25 protein-coding genes are annotated in these 23,851 nt (G+C 72.5%); 7 read left to right on the top strand and 18 right to left on the bottom strand.

Going from position 1 to position 23,851, the window contains the following annotated elements:
* Positions 1-89: 89 nt before the first annotated feature.
* Positions 90-983 carry an alpha/beta fold hydrolase gene (locus tag ACQEU8_RS22535; RefSeq protein ID WP_433103875.1) on the bottom strand — a complete coding sequence of 298 codons (894 nt, stop codon included), beginning with the start codon at positions 981-983 and terminating at the stop codon, positions 90-92.
* A 161-nt stretch (positions 984-1,144) separates the two neighbouring features.
* Here ACQEU8_RS22535 and sigJ point away from each other — a divergent pair, with 161 nt between their 5' ends.
* A complete protein-coding gene (sigJ, locus tag ACQEU8_RS22530; RefSeq protein WP_433108645.1) occupies positions 1,145-2,050 on the top strand; it encodes an RNA polymerase sigma factor SigJ in 906 nt (301 codons plus the stop codon).
* Between the two features lie 18 nt (positions 2,051-2,068).
* Here sigJ and ACQEU8_RS22525 read toward each other — a convergent pair whose 3' ends face one another.
* Positions 2,069-2,842, bottom strand: a complete 774-nt coding sequence (locus ACQEU8_RS22525; RefSeq protein ID WP_433103873.1) for an SDR family oxidoreductase — start codon at positions 2,840-2,842, stop codon at positions 2,069-2,071.
* Positions 2,843-3,083: 241 nt separating this feature from the next.
* On the opposite strand from ACQEU8_RS22525, the gene ACQEU8_RS22520 reads away from it, so the two are divergent.
* Positions 3,084-3,839 carry a GntR family transcriptional regulator gene (locus ACQEU8_RS22520; RefSeq protein WP_433103871.1) on the top strand — a complete coding sequence of 252 codons (756 nt, stop codon included), beginning with the start codon at positions 3,084-3,086 and terminating at the stop codon, positions 3,837-3,839.
* Positions 3,840-4,035: 196 nt separating this feature from the next.
* Here the strand turns inward: ACQEU8_RS22520 and ACQEU8_RS22515 are convergent, their stop codons facing one another.
* A complete protein-coding gene (locus ACQEU8_RS22515) occupies positions 4,036-5,211 on the bottom strand; it encodes an ROK family protein (protein WP_433103869.1) in 1,176 nt (391 codons plus the stop codon).
* Positions 5,212-5,364: 153 nt separating this feature from the next.
* Between ACQEU8_RS22515 and ACQEU8_RS22510 the strand changes: the two genes are divergently transcribed.
* Positions 5,365-5,778 (top strand): hypothetical protein, encoded by a 414-nt coding sequence (locus ACQEU8_RS22510; protein ID WP_433103867.1) that lies wholly within the window; start codon positions 5,365-5,367, stop codon positions 5,776-5,778.
* A 14-nt stretch (positions 5,779-5,792) separates the two neighbouring features.
* Here the strand turns inward: ACQEU8_RS22510 and ACQEU8_RS22505 are convergent, their stop codons facing one another.
* The 10 genes from ACQEU8_RS22505 to bioB form a co-directional block, all read right to left on the bottom strand.
* Entirely contained in the window at positions 5,793-6,155 is a 363-nt protein-coding gene (locus ACQEU8_RS22505; protein WP_433103865.1) for a mismatch-specific DNA-glycosylase, read from the bottom strand.
* A gap of 47 nt (positions 6,156-6,202) precedes the next feature.
* The gene (gene purB, locus ACQEU8_RS22500) at positions 6,203-7,642 is read right to left on the bottom strand and encodes an adenylosuccinate lyase (RefSeq protein WP_433103863.1); all 1,440 of its coding nucleotides are present in this window, start codon (positions 7,640-7,642) and stop codon (positions 6,203-6,205) included.
* A 242-nt stretch (positions 7,643-7,884) separates the two neighbouring features.
* Complete coding sequence (locus ACQEU8_RS22495) at positions 7,885-8,697, bottom strand: SGNH/GDSL hydrolase family protein (RefSeq protein WP_433103861.1); 813 nt, start codon at positions 8,695-8,697, stop codon at positions 7,885-7,887.
* Between the two features lie 82 nt (positions 8,698-8,779).
* Positions 8,780-9,790 (bottom strand): hemolysin family protein, encoded by a 1,011-nt coding sequence (locus ACQEU8_RS22490; RefSeq protein WP_433103859.1) that lies wholly within the window; start codon positions 9,788-9,790, stop codon positions 8,780-8,782.
* On the bottom strand, positions 9,787-11,148 hold the full coding sequence (locus ACQEU8_RS22485) for a hemolysin family protein (RefSeq protein ID WP_433103857.1): 1,362 nt from the start codon (positions 11,146-11,148) through the stop codon (positions 9,787-9,789). Before ACQEU8_RS22485 ends, ACQEU8_RS22490 begins: the two co-directional genes overlap by 4 nt.
* A gap of 217 nt (positions 11,149-11,365) precedes the next feature.
* Positions 11,366-11,791, bottom strand: a complete 426-nt coding sequence (locus tag ACQEU8_RS22480) for a GNAT family N-acetyltransferase (RefSeq protein ID WP_433103855.1) — start codon at positions 11,789-11,791, stop codon at positions 11,366-11,368.
* 74 nt (positions 11,792-11,865) lie between these two features.
* The gene (locus ACQEU8_RS22475; protein ID WP_433103853.1) at positions 11,866-12,762 is read right to left on the bottom strand and encodes an LLM class F420-dependent oxidoreductase; all 897 of its coding nucleotides are present in this window, start codon (positions 12,760-12,762) and stop codon (positions 11,866-11,868) included.
* 259 nt (positions 12,763-13,021) lie between these two features.
* Entirely contained in the window at positions 13,022-13,756 is a 735-nt protein-coding gene (gene bioD / locus ACQEU8_RS22470) for a dethiobiotin synthase (protein WP_433103851.1), read from the bottom strand.
* A gap of 1 nt (position 13,757) precedes the next feature.
* On the bottom strand, positions 13,758-15,086 hold the full coding sequence (locus tag ACQEU8_RS22465; protein WP_433108643.1) for an adenosylmethionine--8-amino-7-oxononanoate transaminase: 1,329 nt from the start codon (positions 15,084-15,086) through the stop codon (positions 13,758-13,760).
* Positions 15,087-15,099: 13 nt separating this feature from the next.
* Positions 15,100-16,188 carry a biotin synthase BioB gene (gene bioB, locus ACQEU8_RS22460; RefSeq protein ID WP_433103849.1) on the bottom strand — a complete coding sequence of 363 codons (1,089 nt, stop codon included), beginning with the start codon at positions 16,186-16,188 and terminating at the stop codon, positions 15,100-15,102.
* 183 nt (positions 16,189-16,371) lie between these two features.
* Between bioB and ACQEU8_RS22455 the strand changes: the two genes are divergently transcribed.
* Together ACQEU8_RS22455 and ACQEU8_RS22450 are read left to right on the top strand one after the other, a co-directional pair.
* Positions 16,372-17,529 carry an 8-amino-7-oxononanoate synthase gene (locus ACQEU8_RS22455; RefSeq protein WP_433103847.1) on the top strand — a complete coding sequence of 386 codons (1,158 nt, stop codon included), beginning with the start codon at positions 16,372-16,374 and terminating at the stop codon, positions 17,527-17,529.
* Between the two features lie 361 nt (positions 17,530-17,890).
* Entirely contained in the window at positions 17,891-18,322 is a 432-nt protein-coding gene (locus ACQEU8_RS22450) for an ATP-binding protein (protein WP_433103845.1), read from the top strand.
* A gap of 8 nt (positions 18,323-18,330) precedes the next feature.
* Here ACQEU8_RS22450 and ACQEU8_RS22445 read toward each other — a convergent pair whose 3' ends face one another.
* The 3 genes from ACQEU8_RS22445 to ACQEU8_RS22435 all read right to left on the bottom strand — a co-directional run bounded on the left by ACQEU8_RS22445 (position 18,331) and on the right by ACQEU8_RS22435 (position 20,855).
* Positions 18,331-18,990, bottom strand: a complete 660-nt coding sequence (locus ACQEU8_RS22445; protein WP_433103843.1) for a GNAT family N-acetyltransferase — start codon at positions 18,988-18,990, stop codon at positions 18,331-18,333.
* 10 nt (positions 18,991-19,000) lie between these two features.
* Positions 19,001-19,951 (bottom strand): DMT family transporter, encoded by a 951-nt coding sequence (locus ACQEU8_RS22440; protein WP_433103841.1) that lies wholly within the window; start codon positions 19,949-19,951, stop codon positions 19,001-19,003.
* A gap of 265 nt (positions 19,952-20,216) precedes the next feature.
* Positions 20,217-20,855: a TetR/AcrR family transcriptional regulator gene (locus ACQEU8_RS22435; protein WP_433103839.1), complete on the bottom strand. Its 639-nt coding sequence runs from the start codon at positions 20,853-20,855 to the stop codon at positions 20,217-20,219.
* Between the two features lie 93 nt (positions 20,856-20,948).
* Here ACQEU8_RS22435 and ACQEU8_RS22430 point away from each other — a divergent pair, with 93 nt between their 5' ends.
* Positions 20,949-22,070 carry a Gfo/Idh/MocA family protein gene (locus ACQEU8_RS22430; RefSeq protein WP_433103837.1) on the top strand — a complete coding sequence of 374 codons (1,122 nt, stop codon included), beginning with the start codon at positions 20,949-20,951 and terminating at the stop codon, positions 22,068-22,070.
* 134 nt (positions 22,071-22,204) lie between these two features.
* On the opposite strand, the gene ACQEU8_RS22425 is transcribed toward ACQEU8_RS22430, so the two are convergent.
* Complete coding sequence (locus ACQEU8_RS22425) at positions 22,205-22,528, bottom strand: hypothetical protein (RefSeq protein ID WP_433103835.1); 324 nt, start codon at positions 22,526-22,528, stop codon at positions 22,205-22,207.
* 7 nt (positions 22,529-22,535) lie between these two features.
* A complete protein-coding gene (locus ACQEU8_RS22420; protein WP_433103833.1) occupies positions 22,536-23,183 on the bottom strand; it encodes an ATP-dependent Clp protease proteolytic subunit in 648 nt (215 codons plus the stop codon).
* Between the two features lie 276 nt (positions 23,184-23,459).
* Here ACQEU8_RS22420 and ACQEU8_RS22415 point away from each other — a divergent pair, with 276 nt between their 5' ends.
* Positions 23,460-23,780 (top strand): type II toxin-antitoxin system Phd/YefM family antitoxin, encoded by a 321-nt coding sequence (locus ACQEU8_RS22415; RefSeq protein WP_433103831.1) that lies wholly within the window; start codon positions 23,460-23,462, stop codon positions 23,778-23,780.
* The last annotated feature ends 71 nt before the right edge of the window (positions 23,781-23,851 follow it).

The following is a 23,851-nucleotide window of genomic DNA, read 5'->3' as shown; positions in this document are numbered from 1 at the left end:
GGGAACTGCTCCCCCAGCCTCCGGCCGGGAGGTACCCCCACCAGCCACAACGAACCGGCAGTCCGCGGGCTTCGGGCAGGGGCACCCCCTCACGCGCACAAAGGAGGGGCCGGCGCGCGGCGGGCGGTATCCGCGATGACGCGGGAAACAGTGGCGGGGTCGTCGTTCATCGGCACGTGCCCGCAGCCACGCAGCCGTACCAGCCGCGCGCCGGGGATCGCCCGCTTGGCGCGTACGCCCTGACGACGCAAGAGCAGCCGGTCCCGATCGCCCCAACCGATCGTGACCGGGATCCCGGGGACATCCGCCTCGAACAGCGCACCGGGCCGCTGCCCCTGAGCCAGCACCGGGGCGAAGCCGGTGGCCTGCCGCAGCGCGCGGGTCTCGGCAACCACGGCGTCGGCCGAACGCCGGCCGGGCCGGGCGTAGATGGTGCTGGTCAGGGCTGCCCGGCCGACTGCCGTGCGGGCCAGCACTCCCAGCACCGGATCGGGCAGCGCCCGCGCCCCCGCCCGCATCCCGCGCAGCACTGTGAACGCGTACAGCCGCTCGGGGCGGGTGAAGAATCCGGCGGGGGAGAGCGCCGTGACCGAACGGGCGTAGCCGTGCAGGCCCATCTCCAGTGCCAGCAGCCCGCCCAGGGAGTTGCCCACCACGTGCGGGCGCTCGATGCCCAGTTCCGTACAGATTTCGGCGAGCAGCGGCACCACGCTCTCCAGCCCGTAGGAGATGCCGTCGGGCAGTCCCGGGGAGGCACCGAACCCGGGGAGGTCGAGCGCGATCACGTCATAGCTGCCCGCGAGCACGGTCAACACGGGCTCCCACGCCTGCCAGTGGTGGCCGATGCCGTGCAGCAGCAGCATGGGCTCGCCGGAGCCGCGCCGCTCGTACACGACCTCGAACGGCGGCTGCCCGGCGCGTGAGACCTCGACGACGGAGGCGGAGACGCGGGCGGGCGTCTGCGGGGTGAAGACGGCGGGCATGAACCACTCCTCCGGTTACTGCGGGTGCTGCGCGGCGGCCGCGCGGGGGCGGGAACTCTGCCGCGGCTTGTTGACACGATGTCAGCGGGTGCCCGCTCAGGGAAGCCCCGTGTAGCCGTCGGCTCCGGCCCCGGTGGCATGATGGCAGCGTGACCGCTGACCTGACCGCTGATGTGACCGAGGTCTTCGAGGAGCACCGGCCGGTGCTCGACGGCGTGGCCTACCGGATGCTGGGCCGGGTGGCCGACGCCGAGGACGTGGTGCAGGAGGCGTGGCTGCGCTGGTCGGCGGCCGACCGCGGGCAGGTGCGCGAGCCGCGCGGCTATCTCGTCCGCGTCACCACCCGGCTGGCCATCGACCGGCTCCGCCAGGCGCAGGCCCGGCGCGAGACGTACGTCGGCTCCTGGCTGCCCGAGCCGCTGGTCACCGACCTGGTTCCGGCGGCGACGGCCCAGCAGCAGGACGGCGCGGACCGGGTGATGCTGACCGAGTCCGTCTCGGTGGCCATGCTCGTGGTGCTGGAATCCCTCTCGCCCCTGGAGCGCGCCGTGTTCGTGCTGCGCGAGGCGTTCGGCTTCCCGTACGGCGAGATCGCCGAGACGCTGGAGCGCAGCGAGGCCGCCGTGCGCCAGCTCGCGGGCCGCGCGCGGCGGCATGTGGCGGAGCGCAAGCCGCGGTTCGAGGTCGACCCCCAGCTCCAGCGCGATCTGACCGAGCGCTTCTTGAAGGCCGCGGTGGAAGGCGATGTGCGGGGGCTGGTCTCGGTGCTGGCTCCGGAGGTGCGGATGGTCTCCGACAGCGCGGGCAAGGCCAAGGCACCGCGCCGCGTCATCCTCGGCGCCGACAAGGTGAGCCGCTTCCTGGCCGCCGTCGGCCCGCAGGGGGCGCAGGACCCCGCGTTCGGTTTCCGGCTCCTGGAGCTCAACGGCGGCCCGGCGGCGATGGTGACCTACGAAGGGCGGCCGGACGTGGTCTTCTCGCTGGACGTGGCCGACGGCGTCATCCAGGCCGTCTATCTCATCCGGAACCCGGACAAGCTCGCCCACCTGGAGAGTGCCGGGGAGTGACCCGGGGACGGCTCGTCCTCACAGGCCGCCCGCGACCCTGAGCACGGCGCCCGAGACGTACGACGCCTCGTCGGACAGCAGCCAGGCGACGGCGTCGGCGATCTCCTCCGGCTCGCCGGGGCGCCGGGCCGGAGTGATCTCCGCCTTCTTCCACGCCCGGTCCGGGTCGCCCATCCTGGCGTGCATCTCGGTCAGCACGGAGCCGGGCTGGACGCAGTTGACGCGTACGCCCTCGCCGGTGAACTCCTTCGCCAAGCCCACCGTCATGGCGTCGACAGCGGCCTTCGACGCCGCGTAGTGCACGTACTCGCCGGGGGAGCCGAGGGTGGCGGCGGAGGAGGAGATGTTCACGATCGCGCCGCCGGGTCCGTCGTACGCGGTCGACATCTCCCGCAGCGCACGCCGCGCGCACAGCAGCGCACCCGTCACATTGACGTCCACGACCCTGCGCATCACCTCCGGCGAGGTCTCGGTGAACCGGCCGAGCGGCCCTGAGACGCCCGCGTTGTTGACCAGGCCGGTGACCGGGCCGAGGGCTTCCCGCACGGTGTCGAAGAGGCGGTCGACGCCGTCCGCCTCACTGGTGTCCAGCTGGACGGTGACGGCTTCGCCGCCCGCCTCGCGTACCGCCGCCGCCGTACGTGCTGCCGCCTCCTCGTCCGCCGCGTAACCGATGCCCACGTGGTGCCCGTCCCTGGCGAGCCGCAGGGCCGTGGCGGCGCCGATGCCCCGGCTGCCGCCGGTGACGACGGTGACGCGCTGACGGGAGGCGGGAGTGCGGGGGCGAGCCATGGGGTCCTCCGGGCGTCGGTGGCCGGTCGGCATTTGATCGTGGTTTGATCGATGATCGATGATCGATCAAACCAGCTCAGCCGCAGCTCAGCAAGAGGCTGGGTGCGGGGCATTGGTCTTGACCAAGGGTGGGGGCCGTCCTATCGTCAGGGAGGCATACGCAAGGTCCTTTAAAAAACAAGGACGCATAAAACACCGCCACACACCGCCCGCTGGGCGTACGGGGATTGCGGAGGCAAGGGTGGGGACCACGCAGCTGGAGACGGTGCCGGAGCCGAAGTACTGGCACCTGAAGACCGTCCTCTCCGACGCGCTCGACTCCGAGTTCGCGGTCGGCGAGATCCTGCCGAACGAACGCGAACTGGCCGCCCGTTTCGGCGTCGCCCGCGCGACCCTCCGCCAGGCCCTGGAACAGCTCGAACTGGAAGGCCGCCTCCAGCGCCGCCGCGGCGTCGGCACCACTGTCGCGCCGCCGCGTGTGGGAGTGGACGTCGGCTCCGAGGCCGGCCCCCACACCTGGCCCGGCGCGCCGGGCGACGCCTGGCAGACCGAGGATCACGAGGAGGCCCCGGCCCCCGCAGTCGTGGCCCGCATGCTCGGCGTGGCCGCCGACGTGGGAGTGCACGCGGTGCGCCGCGGCCGCACCACCGGCGGCCAGCAGGTGGCGGCCGAGGTGCTGTACGTTCCCGCCGCCTCGGTTCCCGCACTTCCGCCGGGTGCGGACGACGAGCCGGACGGACCGGCGCGGGCCCGCGCGGTGCTGCGTGAGCTGCACCGGCTCGACCTCGCGGGGCAGGACCGCACGGTGGAGCTGGGCTCGGCACGTGCGGAGGATGCGCGTCGGCTCGATCGGTTGCCCGGTGCGCCGGTTCTGGTGGTCACGACGCGGTATGTCTCCGACGGTCGTACCGCTGCTGTGGCTGTCGCCACGTACCGCGCTGATACGTGTCGGCTCTCGTTCAGTGACAGCGACGAGGTCTCGTTGTTGGCCAGCTGAGGAAGGTTGCCCCTCGCCTGGTGCGGGGAGGAGGCTGCCCCTGCCTGCGCGTTGCGGTCTGCGGGCATGTTGTGGTTGCGCGCGCAGTTCCCCGCGCCCCTGACGGGGCGCGGTCCCGTGCCCCTGCGCTGCGCTTGGGAGGTCTGCGCCAGAGGCGCAGGGCTGGCAAGCGCAGCCCTCGGGTGCCGGGTACGTCCTAGGTGCGGGTGGGTTCCGTTTCTTCCAGGGTGAAGAGTTCGCTCTCCGCGTGGTCCAGGGCTACTCGTAGGGCTCCTGTCGCCACGGCTGTCTCGCCCAGTCGGGAGAGGGCTACTCGGGGTGGGCGTAGGCAGTAGCGCTCCAACTCGGCGCGTAGTGGGTCCAGTACGCCGTCCAGGCCCGAGGCCCAGCCGCCGACCACCAGTAGTTCCGGATCCAGCGCCAGCACCAGGGCTGCCACATCGTGCACCAGCCGGGCCAGGAAGCGGTCCATGGCCTGGCGTGCGCGGTCGTCGCCGCCCCTGGCGCGGGCGAACACCCGGGCCACCGCTGCCTCGTCGAGCGGGTGCAGCGGCTCGTCCGTCGTGGACAGCAGCCGTTCCGGCCTGGCCTCCCTGCCCAGCAGGTGCAGCGCCCCGATCTCCCCGGCCGCGCCGCCGAAGCCGCGGTGCAGCCGTCCGCCGATCAGTGAACCGGCGCCGGGGCTGAGCCCGGCGAGCACCATCACCACGTCGTCCACGCCGCGGGCCGCGCCCTTCCAGTGCTCGGCCAGCACCGCAGCGTTCGCGTCGTTCTCCACCAGCACCGGGCAGCGGAACGACCGGCGCAGCCGCTCGCCCAGCGCGAGCCCCGTCCAGCCGGGCAGCGCGGTACCCAGCCGTACCGTCCCGTCGGCTTCCACGATGCCCGGTGTGCCGACGCCGACCGCGCGCAGCGTGTCCCGTGCGGTGCCGGTTCTGCGCAGCAGCTCGGCGACGGTGCCGCGGATCCGCTCCAGCCGTACGTCGGCCTCCGCAGCCTCGTCGACCTCCCGGGTGAGGGAGCCGGTGAGGCGGCCCGTCAGGTCCGAGAGGACGGCCGCCACCCGGTGCGGGCCGATCTCCAGGCCCAGCAGCTGACCCGCCTCGGCCCGGAAGCGGAATCTGCGCGCCGGACGCCCGCGCCGTGCCGCGCCGCCGGGCCGGACCGGATCATCCGCGGCCTCGGCCACCAGACCCGCCTCGATCAGGTCCTCGACCACGCCCTCGACCGTGGGCCGGGACAGCTCGGTGGCGTGCACCAGCTCGGTGAGGGTCAGCGCCGCCGGGGTCGTGGTGCCGCGCAGCGCCCGCAGCACGACCGTGGAATTTATCCGCCGCAGCAGGGACGGGTCTCTTCCGGTCAGCCTGCTCACGCTCCGCCTCCCTGCCTGTGCGTGTGGGGCGGATCGTAACCGCTGCGGGGAATCACGGCGAGCGGCCGGGGTACCCCGCGGAACCGACCGCTGCGTCCCCGAACCGGCGGGCCCGCTCAACCGGCTGTCAGTGCCGGGAGGTTGACTGTCCCCATGCACCTCGCTCATCACCTCACCGCCATCGGCCGCCTGCACACCGAGCCCGGCGCGCGCGTCGCCGAGTTACGCACGGCGGACCCGGACCCGGACGGCGACCCGGTCGAACTCCTGGAGGCCGAGCGGGAAGTACGGGCCGACCACGAGGCGCTGGTCGTCCTGCTGTCCCAGCAGTGGGGCGAGCCGCGGACCGTCGACCTCGGCGGGCACCTGCTGGCCGCCGCCGAGGGGCGGGTGCGGCTGCCCGAGCCCGAGCGCACACTGTGCTGGCGGGTCGCCGAACTGACCGTATGGACGGTGGAAGGCCGCTGGATAGGCGTCGGCCTGGCCCGCCGCAGCGAGGAGATACCGCTGCAACTCCTCGCCGCCGTGGGGGAGCAGGGCAGCAGCGCACCGTCGGACCTCGGCTGAGGCCGACGCGGCGCTCAGTCCTCGGCCGACGCCGCCATCCGCAGCTTGCCGAACTCCTCGGCCAGCGCGGGCGGCGCGTAGTGCGCGTTGAGCCCGCTGGGGTTGGGCAGCAGCCACACCGGCACCCCGCCGACCAGCCGCTGCTGCGGACCCACCGCCGCCGCGGGCTCGTCGAAGGCCGCGCGGTAGGCCGTTATGCCCAGCACCGCCAGCCAGTTCGGCCGCAGCCGCGCCACCTTCTCCGCCAGCACCTCCCGGACGGAGTCTGGGGGACGGTTGCCGGGGCGGGCGAAGTGGTGGCCCGTCGCAGCCGAGAGCAGCCCAGGGTTGATGCCGCAGAACAGCACCCGCAGCCCCTCGGCGGCCACGTCGGGCACCAGCTTGTCGCGGGCCGCCTCCAGCTCCTCCTTGGTGAACCGGGGGCTCAGAGGATCGCCCCCGGCCGGTAGGCGGCAGCCTCGGGGTGCAGCTCGGCGACCTCCCGCACCCGGCTGACGACCTCCGCCGTCTGCGCGGCCGCGGCGCCGGTGAACGCCAGCCGGTCGGCCATCAGCTCACCCAGCGCGGCGCGGTCCAGCGGGATGCGGGAGTCCGCCGCGAGCCGGTCCAGCAGCTCGTTGTGCTCGGCGCCCTGGCGCATGGCCAGCGCGGAAGCCACCGCGTGCTCCTTGATCACCTCGTGCGCCACCTCCCGGCCGACCCCGGCGCGCACGGCGCCCATCAGCACCTTCGTCGTCGCCAGGAACGGCAGATAGCGGTCCAGTTCGCGGGCCACCACGGCGGGGAAGGCACCGAACTCGTCCAGCACCGTCAAGAACGTCTCCAGCATCCCGTCGAAGGCGAAGAACGCGTCGGGCAGCGCCACGCGCCGCACCACCGAGCAGGACACATCGCCCTCGTTCCACTGGTCGCCGGCCAGCTCGCCCGCCATCGAGGCGTAGCCGCGCAGGATCACCATGAGGCCGTTGACGCGCTCGCAGGAGCGGGTGTTCATCTTGTGCGGCATCGCCGAGGAGCCGACCTGGCCCTCCTTGAAGCCCTCGGTCACCAGCTCCTGGCCCGCCATCAGCCGGATCGTCTTGGCCAGCGACGAGGGGGCGCCGGCCAGCTGCACCAGCGCGGTGACCACCTCGTGGTCCAGCGAGCGCGGATACACCTGCCCGACGGAGGTGAACACCCGGCCGAAACCGAGGTGCTTGGCGATCCTGCGCTCCAGGTCGGTCAGCCGCTCGGCGCCTTCGGGTCCTCCGCCGAGCAGGTCCAGCATGTCCTGCGCGGTGCCGACCGGTCCCTTGATGCCGCGCAGCGGGTAACGGCGCAGCAGCTCCTCCAGCCGCTCGAAGGCCACCAGCAGCTCGTCGGCGCCCGTCGCGAACCGCTTGCCCAGCGTGGTGGCCTGCGCCGCGACGTTGTGCGAGCGCCCCGCCATCACGAGCGCCGCGTGCTCGCCCGCCAGCGTGCCCAGCCGGTGCAGCAGTGCCACCGTACGGTCCCGCACCAGCTCCAGCGAGAGCCGGATCTGGAGCTGCTCGACGTTCTCCGTGAGATCGCGCGAGGTCATGCCCTTGTGCACCTGCTCGTGCCCGGCCAGCGCGTTGAACTCCTCGATGCGGGCCTTCACATCGTGCCGGGTGACCTTCTCTCGCTCCGCGATCGAGGCGAGGTCGACGTCCTCGACCACCCGCTCGTAGTCCGCCAGCGCCTGCTCGGGCACGGTGATGCCCAGGTCCTGCTGTGCCTTCAGCACGGCGAGCCACAGCCGCCGCTCCAGCACGATCTTCGACTCGGGGGACCAGATACGGACCAGCTCGGGGGAGGCGTAGCGGGACGCCAGGACGTTCGGGATGCGGGGCTTGTCACTCACGTCGCCCGAGTCTACGGGGCGCTGCGCTGGGCCATGCCGCGGACCTGGCTGGGCCGTGCGCCTGCTGGGGAGGGGGTGCCCCTGTCTGTGCGTCGCAGGCTGCGGGGTGCGTCCTGGTTGCGCGCGCAGTTCCCCGCGCCCCTTCGGGGCGCACACCCCCTGCTGCGCTTGGGAGGTCTGCGCCAGAGGCGCAGGGCTGGCAAGCGCAGCCCCCATGCGGGGCACGCGCGATGTTCGGGCCCCTAACGGTCGCACGACAGCGGGGCGAGCTCCGGGCGTTTGGGGGAGCGGCCGTCGCCCGAGGAGCGGCCGGTGAGTCGCCGGCCGATCCAGGGCAGCAGGTGGACGCGGGCAAACCGCAGATCCGCTGCGCGGCGTGCGGGCCAGGAGGGTGGGCCGGCGGGCGGTAGTGGCGCGTTCCAGTCGGCCTCCGGCGGCAGGCCGAGGCGCTGCCAGACGGCCTCGGCCACCCGGCGGTGCCCCTCCGCGGTCAGGTGCAGCCGGTCGTCGGCCCACATCCGCGGGTCGCCCAGCGCCTCCGAGGTGAAGAGGTCCACCACCACGGCGCCGTGCCGCGCGGCCAGCTCGTCGATGAAGTCGAACAGCTGCTCCATCCGGGCGCGGTAGCGCTCCAGCACCGGGCCGCGCCGCCCGGGACTGCGCATCAGTACCAGCGTGCCGCAGGCGGGCGCCAGCGTGGCGACGGACTCCTCCAGCAGTGCGCACACCCGCGCGGTGTCGCAGCCCGGCCGCAGTACGTCGTTGAGCCCGCCCACCAGCGTCACCAGATCGGCCTTCATCGCCGCCGCGGGCGCCACCTGGTCAGCGGCGATCTGCCCGATGAGCTTGCCGCGCACCGCGAGGTTCGCGTACCGGAATCCGGGCTCCAAGGCCGCCAGGCGGGCTGCCAGCAGATCGGCCCAGCCGCGGTAGCCACCGTCCGGCAGCAGATCCGACATGCCCTCGGTGAACGAGTCGCCCAGGGCGACGAACGAGCGGAAGGCGGCGGGCGGTTGGGTGGATTCCGCGGGCGAGGCGAAAGCGGCACTGGTCACGGTGGCTCATGGTAGCCCGTTGCCCCGAGCAACGATCTCTCGCCCTCGGGGCAACCGGCCCCTCAACCGCAGGCCGGGCGGGCTACGCCTGCCCCATCAGCTCCCGCAGTACGTCCTCCATCGTCACCACTCCCGTCGCCCGCCCGTCCGGGCCGGTGACGGCTGCCAGGTGGGTGCCGCTGGAGCGCATCGCGCCCAGCACGTCGTCCAGCGGCAGCGAGGCCCGTACCCGGGCGATGGGGCGCATCGCCGTCAGCGGGAACGGCGCTTCCCGGGGGGAGGCGTCCAGCGCGTCCTTGACGTGCAGATAGCCCAGCACCCGCCCGTCGTCGTCCACCACGGGGAAGCGGGAGAACCCGGACCGGGCCGAGAGGTTCTCCAGGCCCTCGGGCGTCACGCCACGGCCCGCCGTCACCACCTTGTGCAGTGGCTGCGCCACATCGCCGATCGGTCGTCTGCCCAGCTCCAGCGCGTCCCGGAGCCGCTCGGTCGAACGGTCGTCCAGCAGCCCCGCCTCACTGGAGTCGGCGACCATCTGCGCCAGGTCGTCGTCCGAGAACGCGGCCTCGACCTCGCTCCTGGGCTGGACCCGGATCAGCTTGAGCAGCGCGTTGGCGAACGAGTTCACCGTGAAGATCACCGGGCGCAGTGCCCTGGTCAGCCACACCAGCGGCGGGCCCAGCAGCAGAGCGGCCCGCTCAGGGCCGGCCAGCGCGATGTTCTTCGGCACCATCTCGCCCAGCAGCATGTGCAGGTACGTGGCCAGCGACAGCGCGATCACGAAGGAGATGCCGTGCGCCACACCGTCCGCCACGCCCATCGCGTGGAAGACCGGCTCCAGCAGGTGCGCGATGGCCGGCTCCGCGACGACACCGAGCACCAGCGTGCACAGCGTGATGCCGAGCTGTGCCGCGGCCAGGATCTGCGCCACGTGCTCCAGGCCCCACAGCACCTTGCGGGCCTTCTTGTCGCCGTCCTCGGCGAGCGGTTCGATCTGTGCGCGCCGCACCGAGATCAGCGCGAACTCGGCGCCGACGAAGAACGCGTTGAGCACCAGGGTCAGCAGCCCGATGAAGAGCTGGATCGCGGTCATCGGCGCGCCTCCCCCCGGTCGGCGGCCTCGGCCTCGGCCGGGTCGTCGCCCGGCTTCGGCCCGTACAGCCGCACCTGCGCGGCACGCCGCCCGGTCGCGTCCATGACCTCGAGCTGCCAGCCGACGACCGAGAGCGTGTCACCGGCGGCCGGGATACGTCCCAGCTCGGTGGCGATCAGTCCGGCGAGCGTCTCGTACGGGCCTTCCGGGGCGCGCAGCCCTATGGTCTGCAACTGGTCGGTGCGGGCGGCGCCGTCCGCGACGTAGATGCGCCGGCCCTCCGCGTCGTGTCCCGCGGGTGCCAGATCGGGTGCCTCCAGCGGGTCGTGCTCGTCGCGGACCTCGCCGACGACCTCCTCGATGATGTCCTCCAGGGTGACGACGCCGGCCGTGCCGCCGTACTCGTCGATGACGACCGCGATGCTGCGGTCCCCGCCCGAGAGCTGGTCCAGCAGCCGGTCCACGGTCAGCGACTCGGGCACCAGCAGCGGCTCACGCATCAGATCGGTCACCGGGCGCAGTCGCCGGTCGGCGGCGGGCACCGCCAGCACGTCCTTGATCCGCACAATGCCGACGACGGTGTCCAGGTTCCCCCGGTAGACGGGGAAGCGGGACAGTCCCGTGGCGCGGGTGGCATTGGCGACGTCCTCCACCGTGGCCTCCACCTCCAGCGAGGTGACCTGCACGCGCGGCGTCATCACGTTCTCCGCCGTCAGCTCCGCCAGATGCAGGGTGCGGACGAACAGATCGGCCGTGTCCTCCTCCAGCGCGCCCTCCTTGGCGGAGTGCCGCGCCAGCGCCACCAGCTCCTGCGGCGAGCGGGCCGAGGCCAGCTCCTCGGTGGGTTCGAGCCCCATCCGCAGCAGCACCCGGTTGGCCGTGTTGTTCAGGTGGCGGATCAGCGGGCGGAAGGACGCCGAGAAGACCCGCTGCGGGGTCGCCACCGCCCGGGCCACGGGCAGCGGTTTGGAGATCGCCCAGTTCTTGGGCACCAGCTCACCGATCACCATCAGCACGACTGTCGAGAACCCCGTGCCGAGCACCAGCGCGACGGACGAGGACGCCGAGGACGGTACGCCCATCGAGCGCAGCGGTCCGGCGATCAGCTTCGCGATGGACGGCTCGGCGAGCATGCCGACGATCAGGTTGGTGACCGTGATGCCCAGCTGCGCCCCGGAGAGCTGGAAGGTGAGGGACCGTACGGCCGCCAGCGCGCTCTTGGCACGCCGGTCGCCGCGCTGCTCGGCCCGCTCCAGTTCGCTGCGCTCGACGGTCGTCAGGGAGAACTCCGCCGCCACGAAGCCACCGCAGGCCACTGACAACAGCAGTGCCACGAACAGCAGCAGGACTTCCGTCATCGGCCCTTCACCTCCTTCCCATCGTGGGACAAGGGGCGTCGGGACGCGCGGTGTCGGTAGCTGCTACTGGGAGGGTCGCCCATGGGCGGACGCTCACACCTTTCGGATTCGATGGCCGCGCCGGACCTGCGGGAATGCGGGCCCGGCGATATACAGCGTAAACGGGACGGGCGGTGGGCCGGTTCCCAACGCAGGTGCAGCGTGCGCCGCGAGGAGCTCAGAGAGTGAGTGTCTTGACCCAACGACTCCATTGGGGTTGCGGAGCGTAACCGGCGGCCTCCCATGCCCGGTGTGCCTGCTCGTTCTCGTCCAACACCATCGCATCGCCGCGGCGCCCGCCGAGCTCCGCGAAGCGCTCCTCCGCGGCGGCCAGCAGTGCGCGGGAGACGCCCTGCCGCCGTTGGGAGGGCAGCACCGCGAGCCGGTAGAGGGAGCAGCGCCATCCGTCCCACCCTGCGATGACGGTGCCGACCAGCTGTCCGTCCCGTTCGGCCAGCAGCAGGGCTTCCGGGTCACGGGCGAGCAGCCGGCCGACCCCGTCCCGGTCGTCACTGACGCTGGTGCCCTCGGCCGCGTCCCGCCAGAACGCCAGTACCCGGTCGATGTCCCGCTCGCCCGCGGCCCGTATCCGAAGATCGCTCATGGCCGCATCCCAGCACGGCCCGCGCTGCCCCCGCCACGCTGTTTCGTCTGGTGAGCCGCGGCCGCGGTGCCGGCTCAGCTGCCGTGCAGTTCCTCCACCACCGGAGCGAACGCGTCCATGTAGGGGTCGAGGACGGTGAGGTACGAGAACCCGAACCGGTCCCGATGGGCGCGCAGCCGCTCGGCCATCTCCTTGGGGGAGCCCAGCAGGAGCGCCGGGTGCTCCAGCAGCTCCTCGTCGCTCATCCGCGGCCCGTACGGGCGCAGGCTCTCCAGCGCCTCGCCGGGGTCGGAGGTCTGGGCGACGTACTGGATGAGGTAGTTCAGCTCGGGCGGTTCGGCCCTGTCCTCGGCGAAGGTGCGGAGCGCTCTGGTCCGCTCCTCCAGCTCCGCGGGGGTGATCAGCTCCATGGCGCCCTCGGGCCCGCCCGGCACTTGCCGCCCGCCGGTGAAGGCGGCCACCTCGGCAGTGCGGGCCGCCAGCTTCAGTACGCGGTCACCGTTGCCGCCGATCAGCAGCGGCACCGGCTGCTGTACGGGGCGGGGCGCGTGCTCGGGGTCGGCCAGCAGCCGGGTCAGCTCCGCGACGGTGTGCTCCAGGTGGTCCACCCGGCCGCCCGGCGAGGCCCACGGCAGCCCGGCCTTGTCGTGCTCGGCCTTCACATAGCCCGCGCCCAGCCCCAGCTCGAACCGGCCGCCCGACAACTGGTCGACGGTGGCCACCTCGCGGGCCAGCAGCGCGGGGTTCCAGAACCCGGCGTTGAGCACGAAGGTGCCCAGCGCGGGCCGCTCGGTCACCTCGGCGGCGGCCGCGAGCGCCGGGAACGGCGCGCACATGCCCAGATGGTCGGGGACGTGAATGACGTCGTACCCCTGCTCCTCGGCCCGGCGGCAGCGCTGCCGGAACTCGTCGCCCGAGCCGAAACTCACCATGTTGACACCGAAACGGAATGGTTTTGCGGGCTCCGTCATGCCAACCCTCCCTGGATGACGCCGCGTTGCGCTGACGCGCCGACGCCCTGATCCTAGGCCGCGTCCCACATCTTGCGTACCCGGCATGGGGGGCTGCGCTTGCCCACCCTGCGCCCTGGGGGTACCCCCTGCTCGAAGAGCTTGGGGGAGCAGACTGCCCAAGCACAGCAGGGGACACGCGCCCTGTAAGGGGCGCGGGGAACTGCGCGACCAGCCACAATGCACCCGCAGCCCGCGGGATCGGGCAAGGGGCACCCCCTCAACGGTTGCCTCCCAACGCAGGCGCCAGCCAGCCGGGTGCCGCAGCGGAAAAGCGCGGCGGTGGCAGTGCCCCGGCGCCTTCGGGCACCGCTCCCAGCAGCGGTAGCCCCGAGTACCGCGGCAGGTCCGCGATGTTGCAGCGCTCCGCGAGTCCGGGGGCGGCGGGCATGCTGCCGATCACGGTGCCCGCACACTCCACCCGCCGGGCCCGCAGGGCCTCGGCCGTCAGTGTCGCCGTGTTCAGCGTGCCCAGCCCCGCCTGGACGACGACCAGCACCGGCGCGGCCAGCAACCGGGCGGCGTCCGCCAGTGTCGAGCCCTCGTCGTCGAACCGCACCAGCAGCCCGCCCGCGCCCTCGACCAGCACCAGGTCGTGCGAGGCGGCCAGCTTCTCGGCCGCCTCCGCGACCTGGTGCGCCGACACATACGGCAGTCCAGCGCGCCGGGCCGCCGTCTCCGGCGCCAACGGTTCCGGATACCGCGCCAGTTCGGCACCCGTCACCGCACCCGGCACCGCCGCGTCGGCACCGGCCAGCCGCAGCACTTCCGCCACATCGCCCGGCTCCCCGGCGGCCACCCCCGTCTGGGCGGGTTTGAGTACGGCCACCGAACGGCCGGCGCGCAGCGCGCAGGCCGCCACCGCGGCCGTGGTCACCGTCTTGCCGATCTCCGTCCCCGCTCCGGAGACGCACAGCACGCCCCGGGGCCCCGGCACTTCGGATGCGCCGCGCATCTCAGCCCTCCCGTGCCGCCGCGCACATCGCGGCGGCGATCCGTGCGACATCCGCGTCGTCGGTGACGTAGGGCGGCATCGCGTACACCATGTCGCGGAACGGCCGCAGCCACACCCCGGCCGCCACGGCGGCGCGCGTCGCTGCGGCGAGGTCCACCTGGTGGTCGAGGCGTACGACACCGATCGCGCCCAGCACGCTCACCTCCCGTACGCCCGGCAGCTCCGCGGCCCCGGCCAGTCCGGCGCGCAGGCCGTCACCGACCCGGCGTACCTCGGCCTGCCAGTCCTGGGAGAGCAGCAGGTCCAGCGAGGCGCCCGCGATCGCGGAGGCCAGCGGATTGCCCATGAACGTCGGGCCGTGCGCCAGCACCGGCACCGAGCCGCGTGCGATCCCCGCCGCCACACGCGGTGTGCACAACGTCGCCGCCATCGACACGTATCCGCCGGTCAGCGCCTTGCCGACGCACATCACATCCGGGGTGACACCGGCGTGCTGCGCCGCGAACAGCTCTCCCGTACGGCCGAAACCGGTGGCGATCTCGTCCAGCACCAGCAGCACACCGTGCTCGTCGCACGCCTCGCGCAGCGCCCGCACATACGCGGGGGAGTGGAACCGCATCCCGCCTGCGCCCTGCACCACCGGTTCCACGATGACGGCGGCCAGCTCGTGCGCGTGCTGCTCCACCGTCTTGTGCAGATGCGCGAGGTACTCCTCGTCGGGCTCCGTGGCGAAGCCCGAAGGCGGGGCGTCGGCGAACACCTGCACGGGCAGCGCACCCGACCACAAGTGGTGCATACCGCCCTCCGGGTCGCACACCGACATCGGCTGCCAGGTGTCCCCGTGGTAGCCGCCCCGCCAGGTCAGCAGCCGCCGCTTCTCCGGGCGGCCCAGCGAACGCCAGTGCTGGAGGCACATCTTGACGGCCACCTCGACCGCGACCGAGCCCGAGTCGGACAGGAAGACATGTTCCAGGTCGCCGGGTGACACCTCGGCGAGCCGCGCGGCCAGCCGTACGGCGGGCTCGTGGGTGAGCCCGCCGAACATCACATGGCTCATCCGGCCCAGCTGCTCGCGCGCCGCCTCGTTCAGCACCGGGTGGTTGTAGCCGTGGATCGCCGACCACCAGGACGACATGCCGTCGACCAGCTCACGCTGCCCGTACGCGGGTTCGGCCAGCCGCAGCCGTACGCCCGCTGCGGACTCCACCACCAGCGGGTCGCTCGTCCCCGGCATCGGTGCGTACGGGTGCCACACGTGCTGCCGGTCAAGCGCGAGAAGTGCGCCGGTTGTGCACCCGGGCATGTCGGTTGTGCTCTCGGGCACAGGCATCTCGGTCGTGCTCTCAGGCATTGGGCGGCAGCTCCGTCCCCGCCCCGCGCCGCCGCACGGCAACCCGCTCACGGGGGCTGCCCGGCGACTCCTCGCGCCGGTGCTCGGGCAGCGTTGTGGTGCCGGTCCCCTCCACCTCGAAGCCCGAGTCGGCGATCATCTCCAGATCGGCCTTGCCCGCCTGGCCCTCACTGGTGAGGTAGTCGCCCAGGAAGAGGGAGTTGGCCAGGTGCAGCGCCAACGGCTGGAGCGAGCGCAGATGCACCTCGCGCCCGGCCGCCAGCCGCACCTCCACGTCCGGGCAGACGAACCGCACCATCGCCAGGATGCGCAGCGCGCGCTGCGGCGTCAGATTCCAGTTGTCGGCCAGCGGCGTGCCCTCGAACGGCAGCAGGAAGTTGACCGGCACCGAGTCCGCGTCCAGCTCCCGCAGCGAGAAGGCCACGTCGACCAGGTCCTCGTCCGTCTCGCCCATCCCCGCGATCAGCCCGGAGCAGGGCGAAAGCCCGGCGCCCCGCGCCTGCTTGACGGTCTCCACCCGGTCGTCGTACGTGTGCGTGGTGCAGATGTCGCCGTAGGTGGCCTCGGACGTGTTGAGGTTGTGGTTGTAGGCGTCGGCCCCGGCCTCGCGCAGCCGCTCCGCCTGCCCTTCGGAGAGCAGGCCGAGACAGGCGCACACCTCGACGCCCTCGTTCCGGTCCTTGATGGCCTCGATCGTCCGGGAGACCCGGTCGATGTCACGGTCGGTGGGACCGCGCCCGCTGGCCACCACGCAGACCCGCTTGGCGCCGCCCTGCACGCCCGCCGCCGCGGCGTCCGCCGCCTCCTCGGGCTTGAGCCAGGTGTACTTGAGAATGCCGGCCTCGGAACCGAGCCGCTGCGAACAGTACGAGCAGTCCTCGGGACACAGCCCGGACTTGAGGTTCACCAGATAGTTGAGTTTCACCCGCTTCCCGAACCACCGGCGGCGCACCTTTCCGGCGGCCGCCACCACATCGAGCAGGTCGTCATCGGTGGTCCGCAGCACCGCAAGTGCTTCGTCCCGGGTGGGTGTCTCGCCGCGGAGCCCCTTGGTCACCAGTGAGTTCAGCAGGTCGTCCATGGGCACGATCCTTGCCCATGCGACCGTGCTGGGTAATGGAGGAAGCCTACAAGACCGCTTGAGCGAGGTGTGGATGTTGTCACACGTCGACCTTCGGCATGGCACGTTAGGTTCTATTGACTGCCTACAAACCTCAGCCGAACCCCAGCCGACCTTCGAGGCCGGGTGACGAAGAGAGCCCCCATGTCCCAGGACCCCTTCGCGTGGACTGCCGAGGCGCTGGAGACCCGCCGCGCCGCCGGGCTGCTGCGCACGCTCGCGCCCCGCCCCGCCGACTCCCCGCTGCTCGATCTGGCCGGCAACGACTACCTCGGTCTCTCCCGGCACCCGGAGGTGGTCTCCGCCGCCGTCGAGGCCGCCCGGCGCTGGGGCGCCGGGGCGAGCGGCTCCCGCCTGGTGACCGGCTCCACCGAACTCCACGCCCGGCTGGAGGCGGAGCTGGCCGCGTTCTGCGGCTTCGAGGCGGCCCTAGCACTGTCCTCCGGATACGCCGCCAACCTGGCCGCGGTCACCGCGCTGACCAACGCGCCGGGCGGCGGCGGGCTCCTCGTCTCCGACGCCCACAACCACGCCTCGCTGATCGACGGCTGCCGCCTCTCCCGCGCCCGGACGGCCGTCGCCGCGCACGCCGACCCGGAGGCCGTGGCCAAGGAACTGGAAGCGCACAAGGAAGACGGACCGGCAGTCGTCGTCACCGACTCCGTCTTCTCCGTCGACGGCGACGCGGCACCGCTGGCCGCGCTCGCCCCCGTCTGCGCCGAGGCGGGCGCCGGGCTGCTCGTCGACGACGCACACGGCCTCGGCGTGCTCGGCGACGGCGGCCGGGGCGCGCCGTACGCGGCGGGGCTCGCGGGCACTCCGGGCACCGTCGTGACGGTCACCCTGTCCAAGTCGCTGGGCAGTCAGGGCGGCGCCGTCCTGGGGCCCGCGCATGTCATCGCGCATCTGGTCAACACCGCGCGGACCTTCATCTTCGACACCGGACTGGCGCCCGCGGCAGCCGGTGCCGCGCTCGGTGCCCTGCGGCTGCTGCGCCGCGAGCCCGGACGTGCGGCCCACACCCGCGCCGTCGCCACCGAACTGCACGCCCGGCTGACCGCCGCCGGCCTCGACGCCACCCGCCCGGACGCCGCGGTCGTCTCGGTACGCGCTCCCTCCCCGCAAGCCGCGGTCCGCTGGGCCGCCGACTGCCGGGCCGCCGGCATCCACGTCGGCTGCTTCCGGCCCCCGTCCGTCCCCGACGGCATCTCCCGGCTCCGGCTGACCGCCCGCGGCGACCTCGACGAGACGCGCCTCGCCCACGCGGCGAACACCGTGATCGCGACAGCACCCCACGTCTGACCCCGAGGCCGGACCGCTCGCCCGGGACGTCTTGTGCGCGGGACGGCGGCTGTGAGCCACCGGCTGATCGGCGGGTGCGCGAACGCCGGTCTTCCGGGCCCTCCACCGGCCCCGGCCGGCGCGTTGCGCGGACCCGATACGTCCTGGCCGAGGCGGAATTCACCGTTGGCTCGCAGAGTTCACCGCTTCGGGCGACAGAACTCCGTGCAAGCAGGGGGATCGCCCGCACGGCGCGGCGAGGAGTGGCACTCTGTCGCGCAGCGGCTGTCCGGGACGCTCTCCGTCTCCACGAGCGGCGGAGCGCCGGCCCGCTGCCGCGCGACGGAGGAGCCAACGGCCCCGGGAAAGGGACGGCCTCGCCATGGCAGACCACCAGGAAGCGACGATCACCCTGCCGAGCGCGCCGGCTTCCGTCACCGCCGCCCGCAGACATGTCACCGAGGCGCTCCGGGCCTGGGGGCTGCCCGAGGACGCGGACGCCATGGACGCGCTGCGTCTGATCGTCTCCGAACTCGCCACCAACGCCGTACAGCACACTTCCGGCCGGTCGCCGACCTTCACCGTCGACCTGCGTCTGGAGGGCGCCGAACGGCTGTGCCTGGGCGTCACCGACAGTCATCCGGGCCGACCCCGTCGGCTCCCGGCCGCCGTGCAGCAGGACAACGGGCGCGGACTGCTGATCATCCGTACGCTGACCGCCGAGTCCGGCGGCCGGATGCGTATCACGCCCGCGCCCGACGGCGGTAAGACCGTCTGGGTCGAACTTCCCTGGCTGCCGGTGCCCACGGGCTGACCCGCGGCTCAGTGTGCGGGGTCCGCCCGGGAGAGCAGGACCTCCGCGCCGATCGGGGTGAACCCCGCCGCGAGGAACGCCCGCAGACTCGCCGCGTTTCCCGGCGCCACCTGCGCCCACAGGGTCTCGTCCCGGGGCACCAGTGCCCGTGCGGCGGCGGCCAGCGCGCGGCCCAGACCGGTGCCGCGCGCCGCCTGTTCAACTTCTACGGACACCTCCCAGCGGTCCGCCACACCGCGCCCGGTCACCACCGTGCCGCCGGCCGCCGTCCACACCCGGACGTCCGAACGGTGTGCCAGAGCTCTTCTCACCCGCGGATGCGACTGATCCGAGGTCTCCTCCAACTCACTGACGAGGCCCGCGTCGTACGCGGCGGCGCCGGCACCCGGCGGGAGGGCGAGCAGCACGTCGTGGGTCTCCGCCCACCTACCGGTACGAGCACACAGCGCGGTCAGGAACGGCGGCGCGAGCGGAGCGCCGAGGTCGCCCGGCGGCAGGTGGCGGCGTATCCACTCAGCCGGCAGGTCGGCGAAGACGACCGCGTGTCCGGTCAGTGCGAGCACGCCCGCGTCGCGGGGCGAGGGCTGCGGCAGTACGGTCAATCCACCGTCGGGGGGCGGGAATTCGCCCCCCGCGGCAGCTTCGAGAATCTTTGCCAGCTGGTCCATTTCCGGGAGCTTAAGCGGTCCCGGCCGCCTCGGCACGAGTCAGGAACATCACAGCCGTCAGCAGCACCAGCGTGCCCAGGAGCATGGGCAGCGTCAGCCGCTCCCCGAGCAGCCCGACGGCCAGCACTGCGGCGCTGACCGGCTCGATCAGCATGACCACCGAAGCCGTGGCGGCCCGTACGACGGCGGCACCGGCGAAGTACAGCGGATACGCCAACGCCGTGGGCACCGCCCCCACATACAGCATCAGCAGCACAACTCGCCCCAGTTCGCCGGAGCCCGGCAGCATGCCCTCGGCCACCGCGAAGGGCAGCAGCACAACGGCGCCGACCCCGAACGACCAGGCTGTGAGGGTGAAGGAACTCTCCTGCAGGCCCGCACTGCCGACCCACCGGGCCAGCACCACCGAGACCGCGAACCCCGCCGCGGCCAGCAGCGCGAGGGCGACGCCGCCGAGCCGCACCCCACCGCTCCCGTCGCCCAGCACCAGTACGGCGAGCCCGGTCAGCGCCGCGGCGACGGCACACACCCCGCCCCGGCCGAGCCGTTCCCGCAGCGCGAGCCAGGCACCGAGCGCCACGAACACCGGCGCCGCGCCCAGCGTCACGATCGTCGCGACAGCCACTCCCGTGGCCGGTACGGCGGCGAAGTAGGCGGTCTGGAACACAGCCAGGCACAGCCCGGTCGCCAGCCGCAGCGCGAACCGGGAACGGGGCAGCACAGGGCGCAGCCGCGGCACCTCGGCCGCGCCGCGCGGACGCAGTGGCAGCAGCACGGCGCGGCCCACGAACAACAGCGCCAGTCCGCTGACGTAGCGCCAGAAGGACACCGCGAGAGGGCCCAGTTCACTGGAGGAGTAGACGAGATCGACGGCCGCGCCCGTGGTGCCCCAGGTGGCACCGGCAGCGGCGAGGAAGAGCAGGCCACGCCCGACGGGCAGGCCGGAAGAAGAAGTCGGCACGAATGCGCTCCGCGTAAGGAGGGGTGAAGGGTGGTCCCGTCCGCGGGCACCACCGACCCCCGCGCCGGACAGTCGTGTCCGACGCGGCGCCGTACGTGGCCGCCCGCCTTACGCGGCCGGCGGGGAGAGCGTCAACGTCGCCGAAATCATGATCGGCACTCAATCACATGGCTGGGCAGCCGTCACCCGGAATTCCGGCTGCCCGGCGTCCGGCTGCCGGGCCACCGGACCAGGAACGCCGCGCTCGCCTGTGCCGACGGCGGGCTCAGGCCGGCGGAGTGCCGGGCAGCGTGCTGGACCGTGCCGGACGCAGCCCGTCGAGGACGATCTGGAGGTTGCGCTCCCATTGCTGCTCCCCGGCCCGCAGCCCCAGCGTGCGCTCCTCCGTCGCGGCAGCGGCGAACAAGAACGCGACGTCCTGCCACGCGATGTCCGTACGCATGGCACCGGCCGACTGGGCGCGCTCCACGAGATGCCGGATCCGTTCCCGCAGATCCGCCAGTCGCGGGGCGAGAGCGTCTCCGCAGGCACCGCCGAGCGCCTCGCTGATGCCGCAACTCTCGGTGCGGAGCCGCACATACGCCGCCGCGAAGATGTGCAGCCCATTCCAGGCATCCGGGTCCGCCACGGCTCGGTCGGCAACGTCCGCGATCTCGTCGAGGACCTCTTCGAGCACTGCCTGGAGGAGCACTTCCAGGGAGGGGATGCGCCGGTAGAAGGTGCCGACACCCACGCCTGCCCGGCGCGCGATCTCGTGCGCCGAGACACCGACGCCGACCTCGGCGACCGCGCCCCGGGCCGCCTCCACCAGCCGCTCGACGTTGCGCCGCGCATCGGCACGCGGGCGCCGCCCCGCCGCGTCGACCAGGAGGCGGTCCACTGCGCTGCTGCTCGGTTGGCTCATGCGCTGATCCTAGCGATAACTGGACCAAGGCTGTCCGGTTAGCTAGGGTCTCCAATCGGACAAGATCTGTCCGCTTATGGCTGGGGGTCAGGCATGGAACCGAAGCAGATCCGGGTGGGCATCATCGGAGCGAGCCCCGACCGCGGCTGGGCCGCTCGGGCCCACGTCCCGGCGCTCGAAGCACTACCGGAGTACGAGCTCACGGCCGTGGGCACCAGCCGTACGGAGAGCGCCGAGGCGGCGGCGCGGCAGTTCGGGGCCGCCCACGCGTTCACCGACGCCAGGCAGCTCGCCGAACATCCCGAGGTGGACCTGGTCGTGATCACCGTGAAGGTTCCCGCACACGCCGAACTGGTCGAGGCCGCACTGGCAGCAGGCAAGCATGTGTACTGCGAGTGGCCACTGGCCCGCAGCACCGAGGAGGCCGACCTCCTCACGAAGTCGGCGCACGGCGCGGGCGTGCACCACGCGATCGGACTTCAGGCCCGGTACGCCCCGGCCCTCGCCTACGCCCGCGACCTGATCGCCGAGGGCCGGCTGGGCCGGGTCACCTCGGCCACGGTGTACGCCGCCCGCGGCAAGGGCGCCGGGGGCCGGATCCCCGCCTGGGCCGCGTACACCCTGGACCGCCACAACGGGGCCGGGACCCTCGAAGTCGCGGGCGGGCACACGCTGGACGCGCTGCGGCACCTGCTGGGCGACATCAGCGAGCTGTCGGCCACCTTGTCCGTCCAGCACCCCGTCTGCACCATCGCCGAGACCGGTGAGGTCGTCGAGGCGACCAGCCCCGACCACCTCCTGCTCGACGCGACCTTCGACAGCGGAGTCGTCGTCTCGGCCCACATCCACGACGCCAAGACCACCGAGGGCCGCACCCGGCTGGAAATCACCGGTACCGAGGGCGACTTGGCCATCGTCTCCACCGGCGCGGGCGGACCGGCGGGCATCCAGATCGGCGAACTGCGCCTGCTCGGTACGGACGCCTCGGACGGTACCTTCCGCGAGCTGCCGGTGCCCGACCACTACCGCCCGGCCCCCGGGACCGACCCGGCCGCCGAGGGCTTCAACGTCGCCCAGATGTACCGCCGACTGGCCCTCGATCTCCGTACCGGATCGGCCAGCGTCCCCAACTTCGACACCGCACTGGAACTGCACCGCCTCCTCGACACGATCCGCCTCGCCGCGGACAGCGGCACTCGCCGGTCACTGGGCTGACAGGGGAGTCTGGGAGAGCAGACTGCCCAAGCTTCGCGGGCAAACCATCAAGGGGCGCGGGGAACTGCGCGACAAGCCACAACGGACCCGCAGACTGCGGGCGTCGGACAGGGGCCCCCAGAACAGTCGAGGGCCTAAGAGGCACGCCGCTTCGACGCCGGCAACCCGACCAATCCCGCCCGCCGCTCCCCGTCCAACACCAGCAACGCCCTCTCCAACGTCTCCGCATGCAGCTCGCTCTCCCCGCGTTGATGCATCAGCGTCAACGCGTCCCGCAGCAGGGCTGCCTTGCTGACCAGGCCCTGGGCGGCGCGCAGCGCCCCGTAGGTGTCGCGGCCGCGGGCCGGGTTGATCCGGCCGAGCAGATCCAGCACTTCCAGATAGGCGTCCACCACCTCGCTCTCGGCGCGGGTCAGCGCCGGCAGCGGCGGCAGGTCGGGCGGCCATCCGCGGCTCATCCGTGCCTCACCCCCGCACGGGGGAGAGCGGCGAGGACTTACGGCTGGTGGTGAGGCGGTCGATGAGGCCGTAGTCGACGGCCTGCTGTGCGGTGAAGATCTTGTCGCGCTCGATGTCCTGGCTGATCTTGTTGCGCGGCTGTCCGGTGTGCCGCTCGTACAGCTCCTCCAGCATCTCGCGGGTCCGCAGCATCTCCCGCGCCTGGATCTCCAGGTCGCTGGACTGCCCCCGGACGGGCTCGTTGAGCGAGGGCTGGTGGATGAGGATGCGCGCGTTCGGCAGCGCGAGCCGCTTGCCGGGTGTGCCGGCCGCCAGCAGTACGGACGCTGCCGAGGCGGCCTGCCCCAGACAGACGGTCTCGATGTCGCAGGAGACGAACCGCATCGTGTCGTAGATCGCGCTCATCGCCGTGAACGAGCCGCCGGGCGAGTTGATGTACAGCGAGATGTCCTGGTCGGGTGCGGCGTGCTCGAGATGGATGAACTGCGCCATCACGTCGTTGGCCGAGGTGTCGTCGATCTGCGTTCCGAGGAAGACGATCCGCTCCTCCATCAGCTTCGAGTACGGATCCATGGTGCGCATGCCGCTGCTGGTGCGCTCCGTGAACTCGGGCAGGACGTACCGGGCTGTCGGTGCTGTCGGCTGGTTCCGCATGGCGTCGCACTCCACTCTCGGTCGAGAAACGTACAGTCTGTACAGAACGTACGTGGAGCAGCCTGCCATGAAAAGTGCTCAACAAGCCCTTGAGCGGGGCGGATTCCGCTGAAGGCGAAGCAGGGGAGGGCGGCCGGGTTTGAGGGCGCACCGGCTGCCCTCGCCGGGCGCACCCGGCCGCCCCGCCGGGGCGGAAGCGCTGCGGGGTGCCGCTGCCCTCCGCGTCGTAAAACCCGCTCTGAACTGCGGTTTTGTGCTCGCCCCTAGAATGGCGGCATGGCTTACGAGATTCCGGTGACGCAGGCGCGGGCCGAGCTGGCGGATCTGATCAATCGGGTCGTCTACGGCGATGAGCGCGTTGTGGTGACCCGGCACGGGAAGCCGCTCGTGGGGCTGGTGTCGGCCGCCGACCTGGAACGCCTGGAACGGCTGGAGGCCACGGAACCCGAGCAGCCGGAGCCGGAGGAGATCATCAGCACCGTCTCCGGGCTCCGTGAGGCCGGCGGTGGGGTGCCGCGCGAGGCCCGGCGGTTCGGGATCGCCGCGGAGCACCGCGGCCCGGCCGCCGGGGATCGGCGACCGGGCCAGGGGAGTTGAGCCCGTACGGGCCGAAGTAACGGACCGAATTTCGGGCCGAGTTACGGGCCGAGTTGCGGACCGAGTTACGG

The organism is Streptomyces sp. CA-250714, from assembly GCF_050936705.1.
In the GTDB taxonomy this organism is placed as follows: domain Bacteria; phylum Actinomycetota; class Actinomycetes; order Streptomycetales; family Streptomycetaceae; genus Streptomyces.
Note: the sequence above shows the minus strand (reverse complement) of the source record. Positions and strands in the feature narration are given on the sequence as shown.